Origin of the sequence: Methyloligella sp. GL2, from assembly GCF_013341275.1 — a bacterium.
Classification (GTDB): domain Bacteria; phylum Pseudomonadota; class Alphaproteobacteria; order Rhizobiales; family Methyloligellaceae; genus Methyloligella.
In genome coordinates this window covers 1,088,142-1,107,480 of record NZ_CP054476.1, presented here as the reverse complement: position 1 = coordinate 1,107,480, position 19,339 = coordinate 1,088,142, and the positions used below count along the sequence as shown (strand labels likewise).

Here is a 19,339-nt window from a genome sequence, read left to right as displayed (position 1 = left end):
ACGGTGTTCGCGGCTCCAGGCCGTACTCCGAATGCGATTGGCACAGTCCTTGCGGTTTGCCTCGCCGCTAGAGACGCGCGCCGGATAAGAGCACAGAACGACCGGCATCTCGGCAGGGGCGCAACACATGTCACGCCGAATAGCGTCTCCAGGAATCGGCCATGAGGAAACGGCCAAGATTTGGGGGATCTAGGAATGACGCTTAAGCAAGGTTCGAAACGAGGCATATCATACGGGGTGAAAGCGGCAAGCTGCGCATTCGTCGCAGCGGGGCTGTTCTGGACTGCAAGTCCGGCACAGGCGCAGACCACCTTCGACGTTATCGGTCCGAAGGAATACGACCTGCCGGTCGACTTCGACCCGTTCAACGTCTTCGTCCAATATGCCTACGTCCAGAACAACGACCATGTCTGGGACGTCAACGGCAACAAGGTCGCCGGCGATGGCTCGCAGAGCATCGTCGGTCTGTCGAAATTCGTGCATTTCTGGACGCCGAGTTTCAGCAACAAAATCGGCCTGGCCTATGAGGTGATCCAGCCTGAGATCGCGATCCGCAACCGCGGTGCCGCCGATCCCGACGGACGCCATGTCAGCGGCTTCGGCGACACGCTCACCGGCTTCGCCACCTGGTACAAACCGACGCCGGAATCCACGCTCGGTATTCAGTCCTTCCTGCAAATTCCGTGGGGTGACAAGGACGTCAGCGACACCAACTGGAAGAACCTGACCAGCCTGCTCTGGTACACGCCGCTGATCGGCAAGTTCGACTGGACGGGCGATGCCGGCTTCGTCTGGCAGTCCACGAAAGACAACGGACTGAAGCCGGGAACGACCTTCCACACCAACAATCGGTTCGGATACCAGATGCTGGATTGGCTCGAGCCCTACATCGCGCTCGATTACGAGCATACCGATTCCTACAGCAACGTGCCCAAGTCCTGGGGCTTGGACGGCGGCCTGGGCGTGATGGTCAGCTATGCCGAGAGTTCTTCTCTCGCCGTTCGGTATTCCAAGAGCCTCAATGGAGAGAACCACGCCTACAACGACAGCTGGAACCTGAGATACATCTACGCTTGGTAGGGGACCGGCCGGCCTCACCTGGGATCGACACCACGCGATTTCCGGGTGGGGCCGCGCCGAAAAGAAATGCTCAAGCGAGCATACGAGCCGCGGGCGCGAAATCGGCGGCAAGATCTGCCGCAACACGTACCCAAGCTCACCGAAGACGGCTCGAACACGGGCCGTCTTCGCAATTTGCCGAGAACGCCGAGAGGCCAATCATCGAGCGGGCGCACCGTCGCAATCCAAATAAGGGAGGCAGAAATGTCCTTAGCGCACGAAACAACCAACCAATATCAAAATTTCATCGATGGCCGTTTTACCAAAGCGAGCGACGACCTGATCGAGGTGTTCAACCCGGCCACACAAGAGCTGCTGGGGGCGGTGCCGAACAGCCCGGCGCAAGCGGTGGACGAAGCGGTGGAAGCGGCGCGCCGCGCCCAGCCGGCTTGGGAGAAACGGCCGGCGATCGAACGGGCGCAGCACCTGCGTGCCATCGCCGAGCGCCTGCGCGCCAATGCCGAGGATCTCGCCCAGATCATCACCCGGGAGCAGGGTAAGATCCTTCCCCTCGCCCGCGTCGAGGTGGCTTTCACCGCCGACTATATCGACTACATGGCCGAGTGGGCGCGCCGCATCGAAGGCGAAGTCATCCCCAGCGACCGTGCAGGCGAGAGCATCTTCCTCCTGCGCAAGGCGATCGGCGTCGTCGCCGGCATCCTTCCCTGGAACTTCCCCTTCTTCCTCATCGCGCGGAAGATGGCGCCGGCTCTCATCACCGGCAACACCATCGTCATCAAGCCGAGCGAAGAGACCCCGCTCAACGCCTTTGCCTTCGCCGAGCTGGTCGCCGAAACCGATCTGCCGGCAGGCGTCTTCAATCTGGTCGGCGGGACCGGCGCGGAGGCAGGTTCCGCCCTCTCCAGCCATCCCGATGTCGGCCTGATCAGCTTCACCGGCAGTGTCGAGACGGGATCGCGGATCATGCAATCGGCGGCAAAGACTCTCACCAAGGTGAATCTGGAGCTCGGCGGCAAAGCCCCGGCCATCGTCGCCGCCGATGCGGATCTCGATCTGGCTGCCAACGCCATCTACAATTCCCGCGTCATCAACACCGGACAGGTCTGCAACTGCGCCGAGCGCGCCTATGTGCACAAGGACGTTGCCGACGCCTTCACCGACCGCATCGCCAAGCTGATGCAGGAAACGCGATACGGCGATCCCATGGCCGAGGACGATCTGCAAATGGGGCCGCTGGTCAACGAGATTGGGCTCACCAAGGTCGCCGAGATGGTTCAGACTGCGAGCGATGCGGGGGCGGAGATCGTCACCGGCGGCAAGCTCGCCGATCGGGAGAGCGGCTATCACTACGAGCCGACCATCCTCGCCAACTGCAAGCCGGATATGGAGATCATGCGCAAGGAGATCTTCGGTCCGGTGCTGCCCATCCAGGTCGTCGACAGCGTCGAGGAGGCGGTCGCCTTCGCCAACGATTCCGATTACGGGCTGACCTCTTCGATCTACACCAACGACCTCAACACCGCGATGCGCACGGTGCGCGATCTGCAGTTCGGCGAGACCTACGTCAACCGCGAGAACTTCGAGGCGATGCAGGGCTTCCATGCCGGCCGGCGCAAATCCGGCATCGGCGGCGCCGACGGCAAGCACGGTCTCTATGAGTATACCGAGACCCACGTCGTCTATCTGCAGCACGGCTGAGGACGGTCCGCTGTCAGCTTTCGACACTTGCGGCGCAGCATCCGTCAGGGCGTCCAGAGATCCATTCGTGCTTTCTGGACGCCGGATGTCCGCCCTGAAACTGGGCCCTTCGGTGCGGCCGCAGTCGCGGCTGCGCGGCCCCCAGGCGACCGAAAGAGTCGTCTGCCGAGGACCGTCTGGATCGCTGCAAGCCGCGCTGCGCGGGTGTGACACATGTCAAGTGACACCAGAGTGTGAAGTGACGATGAAGAGTGTGCGTTTAATCGTCACGTATTTAACTAAAGCATTGATTTATCGTGCCGAATGTCCGTGGCACGTGTTTTGCTAATAGGGAGTCATAAGAGTGGCTCGGGAGCCATTTGTGGGCACATCGGCCGACCGCCGAACCGCCGCCTGCAGAAGGCGATGACAGAGCAACCCAACGTCATCGGACCGCACGGACGGGGCGTCGGGAAAATGTTGGAGGAAAAGTACGTTGAGTGAGAAAGAGAAGACCGCTGGGAACGAGGATCAGCCAGAAGAGAACGTCGATTGCTGTCGGCGTAATCTGATGATCGGCGCTTTGACGATGGCGGTGGCGCCATTGGGAGCATCGCGTGTCGAGGCAGAAACCGATGCAAGCAGCATGCTGCCGCAGGTGGGAGACACGCTCGTCTATCTGACCGGCGGTCCCAGGAACGAAATCATCGATCCTGCCGATCTCAAGGTCGGCGAAGAGCCCAAGCTGGCCTATCCGATGGATCCGAAAACGAAAACGGTGCGCAGCAGGTCGCGCCTCAACCTGCTGCTGGTGGCGCGCCTCCCTGCCGACGATGTGGAGAAGGACACCCAGTCCCTCACGGCAGATGAGGTCGTCGCCTACTCGGCCGTCTGCACCCATAACGGCTGTGTCATCTCAGCCATGAACGAAACCGAACACGAGTTTGTCTGCAATTGCCACGGATCGACTTTCGATGCGGGCGATCGCGGCGCGATTGTCCACGGGCCGGCAACCCGTCGACTGGCCATCCTGCCTCTGAAAGAGGGCGATGGCGACCTTACGGTGGCTGCCGATTTCATCGGCAGGCTAGGACCACCGCGCTAACGGGAAAAAGGGGCAAAGAAACCCTTCCCGAGAAAATAAATGTGAATGCCAAGGAGAAGCACCAAATGAAAACTCTAACCTACGGGGCGTTGCTTGCGTTAGCGATGATACCATCGGTATGCGCAGCCCAATCGTCGCCGGATCTACCGGGGGACTACAAACCGGTAACCGGCGAGCGATTAGCAAATCCAGAGCCTGAAAACTGGCTAATGACGAAGGGCAATTACAAGGGGTGGAGCCATAGCGAGCTCGACCAGATTAAGCCCGACAACGTTTCGAAGTTGAAGCCAGTATGGTCGGCGGCGACCGGCATGACCCATGGTCATGAGGCGCCGGCGATCGTCAACGGCCGTTACATGTTCGTGGCCACGCCTGAAAATCAAGTGCTCGCCTTCGACTCCAAGACCGGCCGTCTGTTGTGGCGCCACAAGCGTGAACTTCCCGAAGGGTTCGGCGCGCTGCATATGACCAATCGCGGCGTCGCGCTCTGGGACGATAAAGTCTACGTCGCCACGATCGATTGCATGCTGGAATCGCTCGATGCCAAGACCGGCAAGCTGATCTGGGAATCCCAGGTCTGCGATTGGCAGAACGACAGCGCCTACATCACTTCCGCGCCTTTGATCGTCAAAGGCAAGGTGATCGTCGGTCCGTCGGGCGGCGAGACCAGCGTTCGCGGCTACATTTCGGCTTTCGACGCCGAGACCGGCAAGAAGGAATGGACCGTTTACGGCATTCCCGAGCCGGGAGAGCCTGGCTCCGACAGCTGGCCGCAGGAAGGCGAATGGAAAGACGCCTGGAAGAACGGCGGCGGCACCATGTGGATGCCTGGCAACTACGACGCCGACAACGACATCATTTATTGGGGTGTCGGCAACGGTGCTCCTTGGCCCGGCGATCAGCGTCCCGGCAAGAACCTCTATCTGGACTCGGTTCTCTCGATCCAGCCGGAAGAGGGCAAGATCCTCGGCCACTTCCAGTATCTCTGGAACGACTCCTGGGACTGGGACGCGGTGAATGCGCCATCGCTCGTCAACTTCGAACAAGACGGGAAGACGGTTCCCGGTCTCGTGACCGCGGCGCGTAACGGCTACCTGTACTGGCTCGAGCGCAATGACAAGGGTGACATCACCTACGACGGGGCCGTTCCTTATGTGAAGAACAACGTCTTCAAGGAACTCGATCCCAAGACTGGGCAGCCTTCCTACAACATGGAAAACAAGCCTGGCACCGGGAAGACGGCCACCTATTGCCCGAGCCTTTGGGGCGGCAAGGACTGGTTCTATCAGTCCTACGACCCGAAGAACAAAATGCTCTACATCCCGTTCAACGACAATCACTGCATGACCTGGACCGGTGTCGTTCAGCCGATCATTCCGGGTCAGTGGTCGGCCGGCGTCGATGTCGACAAGCTGGAGCTTAAGGTCGAGAAGGATGCTCCCTTCATCGGCGGCATCCAGGCTTGGAACATCAACGATCGCAAGCGGATGTGGCGCACGACGTACAAGGACACGTTCAACTTCGGTTCGGTCCTGACCACGGCGGGCGGCGTCTTGTTTGCCGGCGGCACCAACGACCGCAAGTTCCGCGCCTACGACGAGAAGACAGGCGATCTGCTCTGGGAGTTCCCGATGCCGTCGGGTGTCATCTCCCCTCCGAGCAGCTTCGAAATCGATGGCAAGCAATACATTGCCGTCGTTGCCGGCTTCGGCGTCGATGCTCAGTGGATTCAGAACAAAATGCACAACCAGCTCGGCTGGGAAGCCGAAGTCCCCGAAGGGGGTTCGGTGTGGGTATTCGCTCTACCTGACGACAAGTAGAGCAACGATCTTTGCGCGATGCGCAAAGCCATCCCGGTATTCCGCCGGGGAGGGGGAGGGGCAAAGAAACCCTCCCTCTTGAACTTCGCTAGGAGGAAACGAATGAGAAAGCTGACCTACGCAGCATTGCTAGCGATAGCAATGGTCCCGTCGGCATATGCCGCGGACGGACCGGGAGAGTACAAGACAGTCACCGACGAGCGGCTCGCCAATCCGGAGCCGGAAAACTGGTTGATGACGAAGGGGAGCTACAAAGGCTGGAGTTATAGCCCCCTCGACCAGATCACGGCCAAGAACGTTTCCAAGTTGGAGCCGGTTTGGTCCGGCGCAACGGGGATGGCCTACGGTCACGAAGCGCCGGCCATCGTCAACGGCCGGTACATGTTCGTTTCCACGCCGAAGAATCAAGTGCTCGCATTCGATGCCAAGACCGGCCGTCTGCTGTGGCGCTACAAGCGTGAGCTGCCCGACGGCTTCGGCGCCTTGCACATGACCAATCGCGGTGTCGCACTTTGGGGCGACAACGTTTACGTAGCGGGCATCGACTGCAAGCTCGACGCGCTGGATGCCAAGACCGGCAAGCTGGTCTGGGAATCGGAAGTCTGCGATTGGCAGAACGATAGCGCCTACATCACCTCGGCACCCCTGGTGGTGAAGGGGCAGGTCATCGTCGGCCCGTCCGGTGGCGAGTTCGGTGTGCGCGGCTTCATCAAGGCCTTCGACGCCAAGACCGGCAAGGAGCTCTGGACCACCTACGGCGTGCCCGGACCGGGCGAAGCCGGCTACGAAACATGGCCCCATGAAGGGGAGTGGAAGGACGCCTGGAAAGACGGCGGCGGCACCATGTGGATGCCGGGCAACTACGACTCCGACAACGACATCATCTATTGGGGTGTCGGCAACGGCTCGCCCTGGCCGGGCGATCAGCGTCCGGGCGACAACCTCTATCTCGCCTCCGTTATGGCCATCAATCCCGACGACGGTGATGTCGAAGGCCATTACCAGTACCACTGGAACGACTCCTGGGACTGGGCCGGCATGAACGCGCCCGCACTGGTCGACTTCGATAAGGACGGCAAGAAGGTGCCGGGCCTGATCACCGCTCAGCGCAACGGCTATCTCTACTGGCTGAACCGCGAGCCCGACGGCAAGATCACCTACGACCACGCTGTGCCGTATGTGAAGAACACCGTCTTCAAGACCCTCGATCCTAAGACCGGCCGTCCGACCTACAATGAAGAAGCCAAGGTCGGCACCGGCAAGACGGCGACGTACTGCCCGAGCCTTTGGGGCGGCAAGGACTGGTTCTACCAGGCCTACAATCCGAAGACGAAGATGCTGTACATCCCGTTCAACGACAATCACTGCATGACGCTGACCGGCCTCGTGCAGCCCATCATCCCGGGCCAGTGGTCCGCGGGTGTCGACATCAACAAGCTGGATCTGAAAGCCGACAAGGACTTCCCCTATATCGGCGGCATCCAGGCTTGGAACATCAATGATCGCAAGCAGGTCTGGAAGGACACCTACAAGAAGTCCTGGAACTTCGGTTCGATCCTGACCACGGCTGGCGACGTGATCTTCGCCGGCGGCACCAACGACCGGAAGTTCCGCGCCTACGATGCCAAATCCGGCGATCTGCTTTGGGAGTTCCCGACCCCGTCGGGCATCATTTCGCCTCCGAGCAGCTTCGAAATCGACGGCAAACAGTACATTGCCGTGGTCTCCGGTTATGGCGTCGACGCTCAGTGGATCCAGAGCAAGATGGCCGTGCAGGACGGCTGGGAACCCGAAGTGCCCGAAGGCGGTTCGGTCTGGGTCTTCGCCCTGCCTGACGACAAGAAGTAACCCACTTACCTTCGCGTCCACCCTGGCCCTTCCGGCGATATCGTCGGGAGGGCCTTTTTTTTGCGTAGATGAGGGACACGCCTTGGCGGACGAAGCCACGGTTTAGCGGCGGGCAGCGAAAGCCGCTCTCCCGCCGGGAGGCGGCAAGCGGCCTCGCTTCCAGATGTAACCGGCGCTACTCGGGGCGGCTGATATTGTGGCGCTTGAGCCAGCGATAGAGCGTCTGGCGGCTCACCTTCAGCTGATCGGCAGCTTCGGAGATGCACCATTGGCGCTGCTCCAGTACCTCCTGAAGCTCCGCCGCGGTCGGAAGAGCGGCACGCACCGTCCCCTCCTCTTTCTTCGGCGTCTCTTTCAGCCAGTGCGGAAGACGGTCCGGCTGAATCTCGTCCTCCGTGGTGCAGGCCAGCGCATAACGCATGGCAAGGCGTAGCTCGCGCATATTGCCCGGCCAGGGCTGCGCCAGCAGCACCTCCATCGCCGCCTCGGAAATCCGTGGCGGGATGCCGAGATCCATACGCGCGGCCTCGATTTCCAGAGCCCCGCGAATGACGCTCGCCTTGTCGGTGCGATCCCGCAAGGCCGGCAGTTCCATCTGGAGGCCGGCGATCCGGTAATAGAGATCCTGCCGGAACTGCCCTTTGGCGACCATCTCGGTGAGATCGCGATGGGTGGCGCAGATGACGTTGAAATCCACCTTCACCGGCTTCGCCGTTCCCAGCGGTGTCACCTCGCCTTGCGCGAGCACGCGCAGCAGCCTGGTCTGCAGGGAAAGTGGCATATCGCCGATCTCGTCGAGAAACAGAGTGCCGCCGTTGGCGCCTGGAATCCGGCCTTTGCGGCCGCCGCGGACCGCACCGGTGAACGTGCCCGCCTCATAGCCGAACAGCTCGCTCTCGACCAGATTCTCCGGGATCGAGGAGCAGTCGATAACCGTGAAAGGCTTGTCGGCGCGCGCACCGGTCTCGTGAATGCCGCGGGCGAACTCCTCCTTGCCGGTCCCGGTCTCGCCTTGCAGAAGGATCGGCAATCCCTTGTCGACCAGTTTCTGGATCGTGGCGACATGCTTGCGCAACACCGGATCCTCACCGGCGAGAACCTCCAGCCCCAAGCTTTCCGTCGCGCCCCGGGCCGCCACCTTGGATTCGCAGCGCGCCGGCGAGGTTTTGCCCGGCCTGGCGATACTGCGCCGCCCCTTAGGCGTCATCAGGCTGGCGAAACAGGGCTGCCCAGACTCTTTCAGATGCGCGATGCCGATGCGCTCGACGAAAGCATCGGCATGATGGACGCCGGCATCCTGCCAGGTGATCTCCAGGAAGCCGGACAAGGGATGTCCGATGATCTGGCGCCCGTCCAGCATCGGCAGACCGTCGCCATGGCCGCCATACAGCTCCACCGGGCAGCCGTCATCGCCGAGCGCCAGCATCAGGCCGTTGCCCTCCTGCGCCCGCGCAAGACCCGCCTCGACACGCAAGATGGTGCGGTCGCGATTGCGCTCCAGAAAATAGCCGCGCTCGATATGCCGCGCGGTTCCGACGATCAGGTCGAGCACGAAGACCTGCATCTCGTAAGGCAGATCGGCGACGGAGGACGCATCCAGCGCCGCGATCACCTCGCCGTCGACACCGAAAATCGGCGCCGCGGTGCAGGTCAGTCCGGCGAAGGTCGGAAAGAAGTGCTGGCCGCGATGAATGGTGACCGGGGAGTGGGTGGCGAGCGAGGTGCCGATGCCGTTGGTGCCGGCATGATCCTCGCCCCACAGCGCACCGGTGCACACGCCCATCCGGCGCATCGCCTTGTCCGGCGGCGTATCGCCGAGCACGTCGAGCGCGATGCCGTTCGGATCCGACAGCATCACGACATAGGGCGAGGAGGCCAGCCGGCCCAGCAGGCGCTCGATATGCGGCCGCGCCACATAGCACAGCAGATCCAGCGGATCCGCCGCGTCCTTGAACTCCGGCGTGGTGACGATCTCCGGGCCTTTATGCCGGCTGCGGTCGAGCTTGTACTGGCTGACGCAGCGCTCCCAAGACGACTCGATGAGATGCCCGCATTGTGCACTGGGCAGCCTCTCGTAATGGCCTTGCAGCTCGCCAATTCCGGCCGAGCAGGTCAGATCGCGCGACTCGCCCAGCTCCATCTTCTTAATCTCTGTTGCATCCATTGCGCCCCTCCCTAATGTTTATCTGTTTGGTTGATTGGGCGTTTTTTGTTTTATCACCTCGCAAGATAGTCGCTTCTTTCGACGCGTAGTAGCGATGCCTGCAGCCTCATGCTGTCCCGGCGAATGGCTTCGACGCTTTCGAAAGTAAATCGTACATGCTCCGCCGCGGCCCGTTCGGCCGCTTCCGGATCGCCGGCAAGCACCGCCTCGGCGATGGCAAGATGCTGCACGAGCAGTTTGTTGCGCACGGCGCTGCGCTGATAGAGCTGCTGCCGGCTATAGAAGATGTTGCTGCGCAGCAGCTCCACCAGCGCCCGCATGAAATGCAGCAGCACCGCGTTATGCGCCGCCTCGTAGATCAGAAGGTGCAGATCGACATCCGCCTGCGCCTCCTGCTCCGGATCTTCCAGCTCGTGCGCCGCCTTCATCCGCGCCACGCAATCCTCGATCGCCTGGCGGTCGATATCGGAGGCCCGGCGCGCCGCATAGCGCGCAGCCTGGGCTTCGATCATCTCCCGGAATTCGAAATAATCCCCGGTGACCTCGGGATTGTCCTGAAGCAAAGAGGCCAGCGGCTTCAGCAAGGGCGACAGAAATTGCGCCACGAAAGTGCCGCCGCGCGCCCGCGTGAGAAGCCCGCGCTCGACCAGCATCTCGATAGCGTCACGTAAGGAAGGGCGCGAGACGTCGAGCTTTTCGGCGAGCTCGCGCTCCGGCGTCAGCCGCTCGCCCGGCCGCAAAACGCCTTGCAGAATAAGCTTTTCGATGTGATCGGCGATCGCCTGGGCAATCCGCGGATGCCGTATGCGTTCCATTCGATGACCACCCCGGCCTGCATTGAAGACCTGCACTAAAAATGCCGTCCGCCGCGAGGGCAGGAGTCATCGTTTGCCCGCGCATGTCAATAGTGTTACAGACTGGACCAGACATCAAGCTTGGTATGAAAATTTTACCAAATGGTCCAATCCGAGACGAAACTCCGCAAATCCAAGGGTCCGCATGTCGGGCTCTTCGTCACCTGTCTCGTGGACCTGTTCAGGCCCAATATCGGCTTTGCGGCGGTCAAGCTGCTGCAGGATGCCGGCTGCCGGGTCTCGGTGCCGGCGCAGCAGGTCTGCTGCGGCCAGCCGGCCTATAACAACGGCGACGATGCCGCCGCCCGGCGCATCGCCAAGCAGGTGATCGAAACCTTCGCAGACTTCGATTATGTGGTCGGCCCCTCCGGCTCGTGCATGGCAACGCTCCGCAAGGACTATCCGGAGATGTTCGAAGACGATGCGAAATGGCGCGAGCGGGCCGCCGATCTCTCCGCGCGCAGCTTCGAGCTGATGTCCTTCCTCACCGACATTCTTGGCGCCCGGCCGATGCCCGCCTCCTATCCCGGACGGGTCACCTATCACGATAGCTGCTCGGGCTTGCGCAAGCTCGGCATCAAGGACCAGCCGCGCCAATTGCTGTCTCAGGTCGAAGGGCTGACGCTCGCCGAGCTGCAGGATTCGGAGACCTGCTGCGGCTTCGGCGGCACGTTCTGCGTCAAGTACCCGGAGATCTCCACCCACATGGTCTCCGACAAGGTTGCCAATGTGGAGAGCGCCGAGGCCGACACGGTGCTCGGCGGCGACCTCGGCTGCCTGCTGAATATCGCCGGCCGCCTGAAGCGGCTCGGCAAGCCCGCCCGCGTGTTCCATGCCGCCGAGGTTCTGGCCGGCATGACCGATCTCGCCGCCATCGGCGAGCCGGACCGCAAGCCGGAGAAGAAGTGATGCAGATCGCGAGCCAGCAGTTCCGCGAACGGGCCTCCGAAGCGCTGCTCGATCCCAATATACGCACCGCCTTCGACGGGCTGAAGACCGGCTTCGCCGCCGCGCGGGCCAGGAGCGTTGCCGCCCTCCCCGAGTTTCCGGCCATGCGCGAGGCGGCCCGCAACATCCGCACGCACACGCTGGAGAATCTCGACCTCTATCTGGAGCGCTACGAAGAGGCGGTGCGCGCCCAAGGCGGCCATGTGCATTGGGCGGAAGATGCCGAGGATGCCTGCCGCATCGTGCGCGATATCTGCCGAAAGGCCGGCGCCAAGATCGTCACCAAGGGCAAGTCCATGGTGTCGGAGGAGATCGGCCTCAACGCCGTGCTGGAGGCCGATGGTTGCGAGGTGCTGGAGACCGATGCCGGCGAGTATATCGTCCAGCTCGCCAAGGAGACCCCGAGCCATATCGTGGTGCCCACGGTGCACAAGACCGTGCAGGAAATCTCCGAGCTGTTCTACGAGCGCCACCGCGCTTACGGCTTCGAAGAGCGCGTCACCGAGGCGGCGGATTTGATCGCTCAGGTGCGCGCCATCATGCGCGAGAAATACTTCACCGCCGATGTCAGCCTCACCGGCGCGAACTTCCTGATCGCCGAAACCGGCTCCAACATCATCGTCACCAATGAGGGCAATGGCGACCTCGCTTCCATGCTGGCGCCGGTGCATATCGTCACCGCCGGCATCGAGAAGGTCGTGCCGAGCCTGAACGATGCCAGCGCCCTGCTCCGCATGCTGGGCCGCAGCGCCCTCGGCATGGAGACCACCGCCTACACCACCTTCATGACGGGGCCGAAGCGCGCGCACGATCTCGACGGTCCGGAAGAGTATCACGTGGTGCTGATCGACAATGGCCGCACCAAGATGCTGGACGGACCTTTTCGCGAGATGCTCCGCTGTATCCGCTGCGGCGCCTGCATGAACCACTGCCCTGTCTACCTGTCGGTCGGCGGCCATGCTTATGGCTGGGTCTATCCGGGTCCCATGGGATCGGTTCTGACCCCGATGATCGCAGGCCTGGAGGAGGCCGGCGATCTGCCCAATGCCTGCACCCTGAACGGCCGCTGCCAGCAGGTCTGCCCGGTCGATATTCCCCTGCCCGATCTGTTGCGCCGCCTGCGCCACGAGCGCTGGGAGGCCGGATTCGTCAAGCAGACCGTCCGCTGGTCGCTCGGCCTTTGGGCCTGGCTTGCCACCAAGCCGCGGCTCTATCGCAGCCTGACCCGGCTCGGCATGGCTGTGCTCCACAAGCTCGGCGGCAAGCGGGGCCGCTTCCGCCGCTTGCCTCTGGCCGGCGGCTGGACCGGAAGCCGCGATTTTCCCGCGCCCCAAGGCCAGACCTTCCTCGATGCCTGGTCGAAAGGCGCAAAGCAGCCATGAGCGCGGACGCCCGCACTCAGATCCTGACGCGGATCCGCACCGCGCTTCGCCAGAACGGTGCGGTGCCGATGCCGCCCGCCGCGCTGGACCGGCGCATGACCGCCCCCCCGACAGCGCCGCTCCCGGCGATGGAAGACGATCGCGTCAGCCGCTTCATCGCCAAGGCGGACGCCAACGGCATCGCCGTCGATCATATCGCCTCGCTCCAAATGCTGGTCCCGGCGCTGGCGCGGCTGCTGTCCGAGACCGGTCTTAAAGCCGATATCAGTGTCGCCCCCGCGCTGGCCGATCTGGATTGGCCAAAGGACTGGCAGATCAATTTCGCTGCCGGACGGCGCGAGGAGCATTTGAGCGTGACCTTTGCCGCCGCCGGCATCGCCGAGACCGGCAGCCTGGTCTTCCGGTCCGGCGCGGGCAGTCCAGCGACGCTGAACTTCCTGCCCGACATCCACGTCATCGTGCTTCGGACCGGCGATATCGCCGCCTATCCGGAAGAGGTCTGGGACCGTTTTCGCGCCGAGGGCCAAGGCTGGCCGCGCGCCATGAACGTCATCGCCAGCCCCTCGCGCACCGCCGATGTCGGCGGCATCGTCGTCCGCCCGGCCCACGGCCCCAAGGCCGTGCATCTGTTCCTGCTCGGAAGCGACTGAGCCCTTCGCCCGGCGGCCTAAGCCCCCCTGTCACGCCTTGTGTAACACCGCAAGCGCCGGACAGTGGAGCGCGCCTGCCTCCCGGTCTTCGCCCCTCCAAAGAGAGGGATATTTTCTCCATGATTCTAGCAAGTTAGATCGCATCCCCCATCAATCCGAAGAGCGGCGGCCAATGGCATGCTTTGTGCTTACTGAGATCTTGCAGGCGGCGTCGCTCACCGGCGCGCCACCGTCATAAGAACCAGGGGCGCGTGGAATGCCCCGGTACCAAGGGTGGAAAGAATAGGGATGGCCATGCAGGACATAGCCAACGGTCGCGACAAAGCCGACGACGAAACGGAAGAGCTGCAGGAATGGACCGACGCGATTTCCTCGGTGATGTCCTTCGAGGGCATCGATCGCGCCGACCGGCTGCTGAGCGGCACGGTCGAGGCCGCCCGCCAGCGCGGCGCGCGTGTTCCGTTCGCCGCACGCAGCTCCTACGTCAACACCATTCCGCCCGAACAAGAGCCGGTTCACCCCGGCAATGCGGAGATCGAGCGGCGCATTCACGCCGCCATCCGCTGGAACGCGGCGGTGATGGTCCTGCGCGCCAACAAAACCTCTTCCGAGCTTGGCGGCCATATCGCCAGCTACCAGTCGGCGGCGACCCTCTACGACACTGGATTCGATCATTTCTGGCATGCCCCTTCGGAGGAGCACGGCGGCGATCTGGTCTTCATCCAGGGCCATTCCTCGCCCGGCATCTATGCCCGCGCCTTCCTCGAAGGACGTCTGAGCGAAGACCAGCTGGAGCATTTTCGCCAGGAGGTGGACGGCCAAGGCGTCTCCTCCTATCCGCATCCCTGGCTGATGCCGGATTTCTGGCAATTCCCCACCGTGTCCATGGGGCTCGGCCCGCTTATGGCCATCTACCAGGCCCGCTTCCTGAAATATCTGCACGCCCATGATCTGGCCGACACGAGCAACCGGCATGTCTGGGCGTTTTGCGGCGACGGCGAGATGGACGAGCCGGAGAGCCTCGGGGCGATTTCGCTTGCCGGGCGCGAAGCCCTCGACAATCTGATCTTCGTGGTGAACTGCAATTTGCAGCGTCTCGACGGCCCGGTGCGCGGCAACGGCAAGATCGTGCAGGAGCTGGAAGGCATTTTCCGCGGCGCCGGCTGGAACGTCGTCAAGGTGCTCTGGGGGGCCGGCTGGGACGAGTTGCTGAGCCGCGACGAGACCGGCAAGCTGCACCAGCTCATGGAGGAATGCGTCGACGGCGAATATCAGGACTTCAAGTCCAAGGACGGCGCCTATATCCGCGAAAACTTCTTCGGGCGCTATCCGGAGACCGCCGCCATGGTCGCCGACTGGTCCGACGAGAAGATCTGGCGCCTGACCCGCGGCGGCCACGACCCGGCCAAGGTCTACGCCGCCTACAAGGCGGCCGTGGAGCATTCCGGCCAGCCCACCGTCATCCTCGCCAAGACCGTGAAGGGTTACGGCATGGGCAAGGACGGCGAAGGCCAGATGATCACCCATCAGCAGAAGAAGATGGGAACCGAGGCGCTGCGCCAGTTCCGCGACCGCTTCAAGGTGCCGGCCAGCGACGAGGATGTGGAGAAGCTGTCCTATATCCGCTTCGCCGAAGACTCTGAAGAGATGCGCTATCTGCGTGCCCGCCGCGAGGCACTGGGCGGCCCGCTGCCCGCCCGGCGGCGCGAGACCGAAGCGCTGACCGCACCGCCTTTGAGCCAGTTCGAAGCGCAGCTCAAAGGCTCCGACGAGCGCGAGATCTCCACCACCATGAGCTTCGTGCGTATCCTGTCCTCGCTGCTGCGCGACAAGACGCTGGGTTCGCGCATCGTGCCGATCGTGCCCGATGAGAGCCGCACCTTCGGCATGGAAGGCATGTTCCGCCAATTCGGAATCTTCAGCCAAGTGGGCCAGCTCTACCGGCCCTCCGATGCCGGCGAGCTGATGTTCTACAAGGAAGACCGCAAGGGCCGGATGCTGCAGGAAGGCATCAACGAGGCCGGTGCCATGTCGTCCTGGATTGCCGCCGCGACCAGCTACTCCACCTCCAACGTCGCGATGGTGCCGTTCTACATCTTCTATTCCATGTTCGGCTTCCAGCGGGTCGGCGATCTCGCCTGGGCCGCCGGCGACAGCCGCTCGCGCGGCTTCCTGATCGGCGGCACCTCGGGCCGCACCACCTTGAACGGCGAAGGCCTGCAGCACGAAGACGGTCATAGCCACATGATCGCCGCGACAATCCCCAACTGCGTCTCCTACGATCCGACCTATAGCTACGAGGTCGCCGTCATCGTTCGCGACGGGCTCCGCCGCATGGTGGAGGAGCAGGAGGACGTCTATTTCTATCTCACCGTCCTCAACGAGAATTACGCCCATCCGCCGATGCCCGAAGGCGCCGAAGAGGGCATTATCAAGGGCATCTACCGCCTTCGGTCGGGGCGCAAGAAGGACCGCCTGAGCGTGCAGCTCTTGGGCTCGGGCGCGATCCTGCGCGAGGTTCTGGCGGCGGCAGAATTGCTCAGCAAGGATTTCGGCATCACCGCCGATGTCTGGAGCGTGACCAGCTTCACCGAGCTTGCCCGCGAAGCGCAAGCGGCCGAACGCTGGAACCTGCTGCACCCGACCGCCAAGCCGCGCATTCCTTACGTCACCCGGCAATTGTCCCGTGCAGGCGGACCGGTGATCGCATCGACCGATTATGTGAAGGCCTTCGCCGAACAGATCCGCGCCTATGTCCCCGGCCCCTACCGGGTGCTCGGCACTGACGGCTTCGGGCGCTCCGATTACCGCCGCAAGCTGCGCTTCCATTTCGAGGTTGACCGCCATTTCGTCGTCGTCGCCGCCCTGAAGGCTTTGGCCGACGAGGACAAGATCCCGGCAAAAACCGTGGCGGAGACCATCGCCCGATACGGCATCGATCCGGGCAAACCCAACCCGGTGACGGTGTAGCGCGGCCCGCATCCGGCCTGCCTTCCCGCCCATTCCTTTGAGGTTCTACGTCAAATGATCGAAGTGAAAGTTCCCGATATCGGCAATTTCGCCGATGTGCCTGTGATCGAGGTTCTGGTGTCGCCCGGGGACACCATTGCCGCCGACGATCCGCTGATTGCGCTTGAATCCGACAAAGCGACGATGGAGGTGCCTGCCCCGTCCGGCGGCAAGGTTGCGGAGCTCCTCGTCAAGGTCGGCGACACGGTGAGCGAGGGTTCTCTCATCCTAACTCTCGAAGCCGCAGCCGAAGTCGAAGGGGGAGCGGGACCGGACTCGCAACGCGAGCCGGGAAACGCAGACGAAGCGGCACCCGTCCACAGTGACGCTGCGTCGGCAGAGCAGGCGGCATCCTCTCCCGCCGCGTCGCCCGCTCCCCCTTCGGCGCCCTCTTCTGAGCCCGATACCATCGCCCCTATTCCGGGCGAGGTGCATGCCAGCCCATCGGTCCGGCGCCTTGCGCGCGAGCTGGAGATCGATCTGAGCAAGCTGCAAGGAACCGGCGAGAAAGGGCGCATCACCAAGGAAGACGTGAAACGAAGCCTGGCCGGCGCAAGCGCCGCAGCGCCCGGCACGGGCGGCGGCATTCCGAAAATACCGCCGCAGGATTTCGCCCAGTTCGGCCCGATCGAGGAGGTGCCGCTCTCCCGTCTGAAGCGTCTGTCGGGGCCGCATCTGCATCGCGCCTGGCTCAATGTCCCCCACGTCACCCATACCGACGAGGCGGACATCACCGAGCTCGATGCTTACCGGAAGGAGCTCGACGCCAAGGCCCGCGAGGACGGCTTCCGCATCACCATGCTCTCCTTCCTGTTGATGGCCAGCGCCATTGCCCTGCGAAAATTCCCGCACTTCAACGCCTCGCTATCGCCGGAGGCGGACGCGCTGATTCTGAAGCGCTACTACAATATCGGCGTGGCGGTCGATACGCCGGACGGGCTGGTCGTGCCGGTGATCAAGGATGCCGACCGAAAGCGTATCTTCGAGCTGAGCCAAGAGCTCTCCGACGTCTCCCAGCGCATGCGCGAGGGCAAGATCGCACCCGCCGATATTCAGGGCGCCACCTTCTCCATCTCCAGCCTCGGCGGCATCGGCGGCACCAATTTCACGCCCATCGTCAGCGCACCGGAGGTCGCCATTCTCGGCGTGGTGCGCGCCAAGATGCGCCCGGTCTGGGATGGAGAGGAATTCGTCCCCCGCCTGATGCTGCCGCTCTGCCTGTCCTACGACCATCGCGTCATCGACGGCGCCGATGCGGCGCGCTTCACCCGGTATCTTGCCGAGATCCTGGGCGATATCCGCAAGCTGATCCTCTAATTCCCCACATATCCAAGGCTGCCAAAATCCCATGACGAACAACGCCGATATCGAAGCGGAAATCCTGGTGCTGGGCGCAGGCCCCGGCGGCTATTCGGCGGCCTTCCGCGCCGCCGATCTGGGGAAATCCGTCGTCCTGGTGGAGAAGGAGCCGGTATTGGGCGGCGTCTGCCTCAATGTCGGCTGCATCCCGTCCAAGGCTCTGCTGCACGCGGCCAAGGTCATCGAAGAGGCCGAAGCCATGGGCGCAAACGGGCTCGGCTTCGCTTCGCCACAGATCGATCTTGAGAAGCTGCGCGGCTGGAAGGATGGCGTGATCGGCAAGCTGACAGGCGGGCTCAAGGCCCTGGCCGCTCAGCGCAAGGTGAAGGTGGTCACCGGCACCGGCCGCTTCGTCTCGCCCAATGCGATCGAGGTCGCACAGGACGGCAGCACCACGAAGGTCGGCTTCCAGCAGGCCATTATCGCCGCCGGATCGAGCCCCGCCAGCTTGCCCTTCGTTCCCGAAGACGATCCGCGCATTCTCGATTCCAGCGGTGCGCTGGAGATCGCCGATATTCCCGAACGCCTCCTGGTGATCGGCGGCGGCATCATCGGGCTGGAGATGGCGACCGTCTATCACGCCCTCGGCAGCAAGGTGAGCGTGGTTGAGGTGATGGATCAGCTCATCCCCGGCGCCGATCCCGACTTGGTCGCCCCGCTGAAAAAGCGTATCGCCGCCCGCTACGAAGCGATCTATCTCAACACCAAGGTCACCGGCATCGAGGCCGGGGCCAAGGAGCTGACGGTCCGCTTCGACGGCAAGGACGCACCCGAAACGGCCGGCTTCGACAAGCTGCTGGTCGCCGTCGGCCGCACCCCCAATAGCGCCGATCTCGGCCTGGAGGCCGCCGGTGTCGGCATCGGCGAGCGCGGCTTCATTGCGGTGAACGCGCAAATGCGCAGCAATGTCCCGCACATCTTCGCCATCGGCGACATCGTCGGCCAGCCCATGCTGGCCCATAAAGCCGTGCATGAGGGCAAGGTGGCGGCGGAGGTCGCCGCCGGCAGAAAAGCGGCCTTCGATGCCCGCGTGATCCCCTCCGTCGCCTATACCGACCCGGAAGTCGCCTGGGTGGGGCTGACCGAGCGCGAGGCGGCCGCCAAGGACATCGCTTACGAAGCGGCGAAATTCCCCTGGATGGCGTCGGGCCGCTCGCTATCCTTGGGCCGCGACGAAGGCATCACCAAGACCCTGTTCGACCCGGAAACCCATCGCATTCTCGGCTGCGGCATCGTCGGCCCCAATGCCGGCGACCTGATCGCCGAGGCCGCACTCGCCATCGAGATGGGCGCCGATGCCACCGATATCGCGGCCACCATCCATCCCCATCCGACCCTGTCGGAAACCTTCGCTTTCTCCGCGGAGATGTTCGACGGCTCCATCACCGATCTGATCCCGCCCAAGCGCAAATCGCGCTGACAGGTCGGGTTAGCCCGCCACCA

At 63.1% G+C, this 19,339-nt stretch carries 13 protein-coding genes; 11 read left to right on the top strand and 2 right to left on the bottom strand.

All coding sequences use genetic code 11. The annotated features are described in order from the left end of the window. Nucleotides 1-195 precede the first annotated feature (195 nt). From HT051_RS05215 to HT051_RS05195, 5 genes are all read left to right on the top strand, one after another. Nucleotides 196-1,080: a transporter gene (locus HT051_RS05215; protein WP_208454389.1), complete on the top strand. Its 885-nt coding sequence runs from the start codon at nucleotides 196-198 to the stop codon at nucleotides 1,078-1,080. 243 nt (nucleotides 1,081-1,323) lie between these two features. Continuing rightward, complete coding sequence (gene aldA, locus HT051_RS05210; RefSeq protein WP_174541053.1) at nucleotides 1,324-2,778, top strand: aldehyde dehydrogenase; 1,455 nt, start codon at nucleotides 1,324-1,326, stop codon at nucleotides 2,776-2,778. A gap of 475 nt (nucleotides 2,779-3,253) precedes the next feature. Next, complete coding sequence (locus HT051_RS05205) at nucleotides 3,254-3,862, top strand: ubiquinol-cytochrome c reductase iron-sulfur subunit (RefSeq protein WP_208454388.1); 609 nt, start codon at nucleotides 3,254-3,256, stop codon at nucleotides 3,860-3,862. A 65-nt stretch (nucleotides 3,863-3,927) separates the two neighbouring features. After that, nucleotides 3,928-5,682: a PQQ-dependent dehydrogenase, methanol/ethanol family gene (locus tag HT051_RS05200; protein WP_174541052.1), complete on the top strand. Its 1,755-nt coding sequence runs from the start codon at nucleotides 3,928-3,930 to the stop codon at nucleotides 5,680-5,682. 141 nt (nucleotides 5,683-5,823) lie between these two features. Continuing rightward, a complete protein-coding gene (locus tag HT051_RS05195; RefSeq protein ID WP_246810183.1) occupies nucleotides 5,824-7,530 on the top strand; it encodes a PQQ-dependent dehydrogenase, methanol/ethanol family in 1,707 nt (568 codons plus the stop codon). Nucleotides 7,531-7,705: 175 nt separating this feature from the next. Here HT051_RS05195 and HT051_RS05190 read toward each other — a convergent pair whose 3' ends face one another. Then, entirely contained in the window at nucleotides 7,706-9,694 is a 1,989-nt protein-coding gene (locus HT051_RS05190) for a sigma-54-dependent Fis family transcriptional regulator (RefSeq protein ID WP_174541050.1), read from the bottom strand. A 53-nt stretch (nucleotides 9,695-9,747) separates the two neighbouring features. Then, nucleotides 9,748-10,509, bottom strand: a complete 762-nt coding sequence (locus HT051_RS05185; RefSeq protein WP_174541049.1) for an FCD domain-containing protein — start codon at nucleotides 10,507-10,509, stop codon at nucleotides 9,748-9,750. Nucleotides 10,510-10,650: 141 nt separating this feature from the next. Here HT051_RS05185 and HT051_RS05180 point away from each other — a divergent pair, with 141 nt between their 5' ends. The 6 genes from HT051_RS05180 to lpdA all read left to right on the top strand — a co-directional run bounded on the left by HT051_RS05180 (nucleotide 10,651) and on the right by lpdA (nucleotide 19,316). Next, the gene (locus HT051_RS05180) at nucleotides 10,651-11,457 is read left to right on the top strand and encodes a (Fe-S)-binding protein (protein WP_174541048.1); all 807 of its coding nucleotides are present in this window, start codon (nucleotides 10,651-10,653) and stop codon (nucleotides 11,455-11,457) included. After that, complete coding sequence (locus tag HT051_RS05175) at nucleotides 11,457-12,878, top strand: LutB/LldF family L-lactate oxidation iron-sulfur protein (RefSeq protein ID WP_174541047.1); 1,422 nt, start codon at nucleotides 11,457-11,459, stop codon at nucleotides 12,876-12,878. Before HT051_RS05180 ends, HT051_RS05175 begins: the two co-directional genes overlap by 1 nt. Next, nucleotides 12,875-13,528 carry an LUD domain-containing protein gene (locus tag HT051_RS05170; RefSeq protein ID WP_174541046.1) on the top strand — a complete coding sequence of 218 codons (654 nt, stop codon included), beginning with the start codon at nucleotides 12,875-12,877 and terminating at the stop codon, nucleotides 13,526-13,528. The genes HT051_RS05175 and HT051_RS05170 overlap by 4 nt, the downstream gene beginning before the upstream one ends. A 294-nt stretch (nucleotides 13,529-13,822) precedes the next feature. Further along, on the top strand, nucleotides 13,823-16,498 hold the full coding sequence (gene aceE, locus HT051_RS05165; protein WP_174541045.1) for a pyruvate dehydrogenase (acetyl-transferring), homodimeric type: 2,676 nt from the start codon (nucleotides 13,823-13,825) through the stop codon (nucleotides 16,496-16,498). A 54-nt stretch (nucleotides 16,499-16,552) separates the two neighbouring features. Next, on the top strand, nucleotides 16,553-17,854 hold the full coding sequence (aceF, locus tag HT051_RS05160; protein WP_174541044.1) for a dihydrolipoyllysine-residue acetyltransferase: 1,302 nt from the start codon (nucleotides 16,553-16,555) through the stop codon (nucleotides 17,852-17,854). Between the two features lie 31 nt (nucleotides 17,855-17,885). Continuing rightward, nucleotides 17,886-19,316, top strand: a complete 1,431-nt coding sequence (gene lpdA, locus HT051_RS05155) for a dihydrolipoyl dehydrogenase (RefSeq protein ID WP_174541043.1) — start codon at nucleotides 17,886-17,888, stop codon at nucleotides 19,314-19,316. The last annotated feature ends 23 nt before the right edge of the window (nucleotides 19,317-19,339 follow it).

Coding starts and splice junctions, on each gene's coding strand:
- HT051_RS05190 (WP_174541050.1), bottom strand. CDS start 9,694: ATGGATGCAACAGAGATTAAGAAGATGGAGCTGGGCGAGTCGCGCGAT.
- HT051_RS05215 (WP_208454389.1), top strand. CDS start 196: ATGACGCTTAAGCAAGGTTCGAAACGAGGCATATCATACGGGGTGAAA.
- HT051_RS05175 (WP_174541047.1), top strand. CDS start 11,457: ATGCAGATCGCGAGCCAGCAGTTCCGCGAACGGGCCTCCGAAGCGCTG.
- lpdA (WP_174541043.1), top strand. CDS start 17,886: ATGACGAACAACGCCGATATCGAAGCGGAAATCCTGGTGCTGGGCGCA.
- HT051_RS05185 (WP_174541049.1), bottom strand. CDS start 10,509: ATGGAACGCATACGGCATCCGCGGATTGCCCAGGCGATCGCCGATCAC.
- HT051_RS05170 (WP_174541046.1), top strand. CDS start 12,875: ATGAGCGCGGACGCCCGCACTCAGATCCTGACGCGGATCCGCACCGCG.
- aldA (WP_174541053.1), top strand. CDS start 1,324: ATGTCCTTAGCGCACGAAACAACCAACCAATATCAAAATTTCATCGAT.
- HT051_RS05195 (WP_246810183.1), top strand. CDS start 5,824: ATGGTCCCGTCGGCATATGCCGCGGACGGACCGGGAGAGTACAAGACA.
- HT051_RS05200 (WP_174541052.1), top strand. CDS start 3,928: ATGAAAACTCTAACCTACGGGGCGTTGCTTGCGTTAGCGATGATACCA.
- aceF (WP_174541044.1), top strand. CDS start 16,553: ATGATCGAAGTGAAAGTTCCCGATATCGGCAATTTCGCCGATGTGCCT.
- aceE (WP_174541045.1), top strand. CDS start 13,823: ATGCAGGACATAGCCAACGGTCGCGACAAAGCCGACGACGAAACGGAA.
- HT051_RS05180 (WP_174541048.1), top strand. CDS start 10,651: ATGGTCCAATCCGAGACGAAACTCCGCAAATCCAAGGGTCCGCATGTC.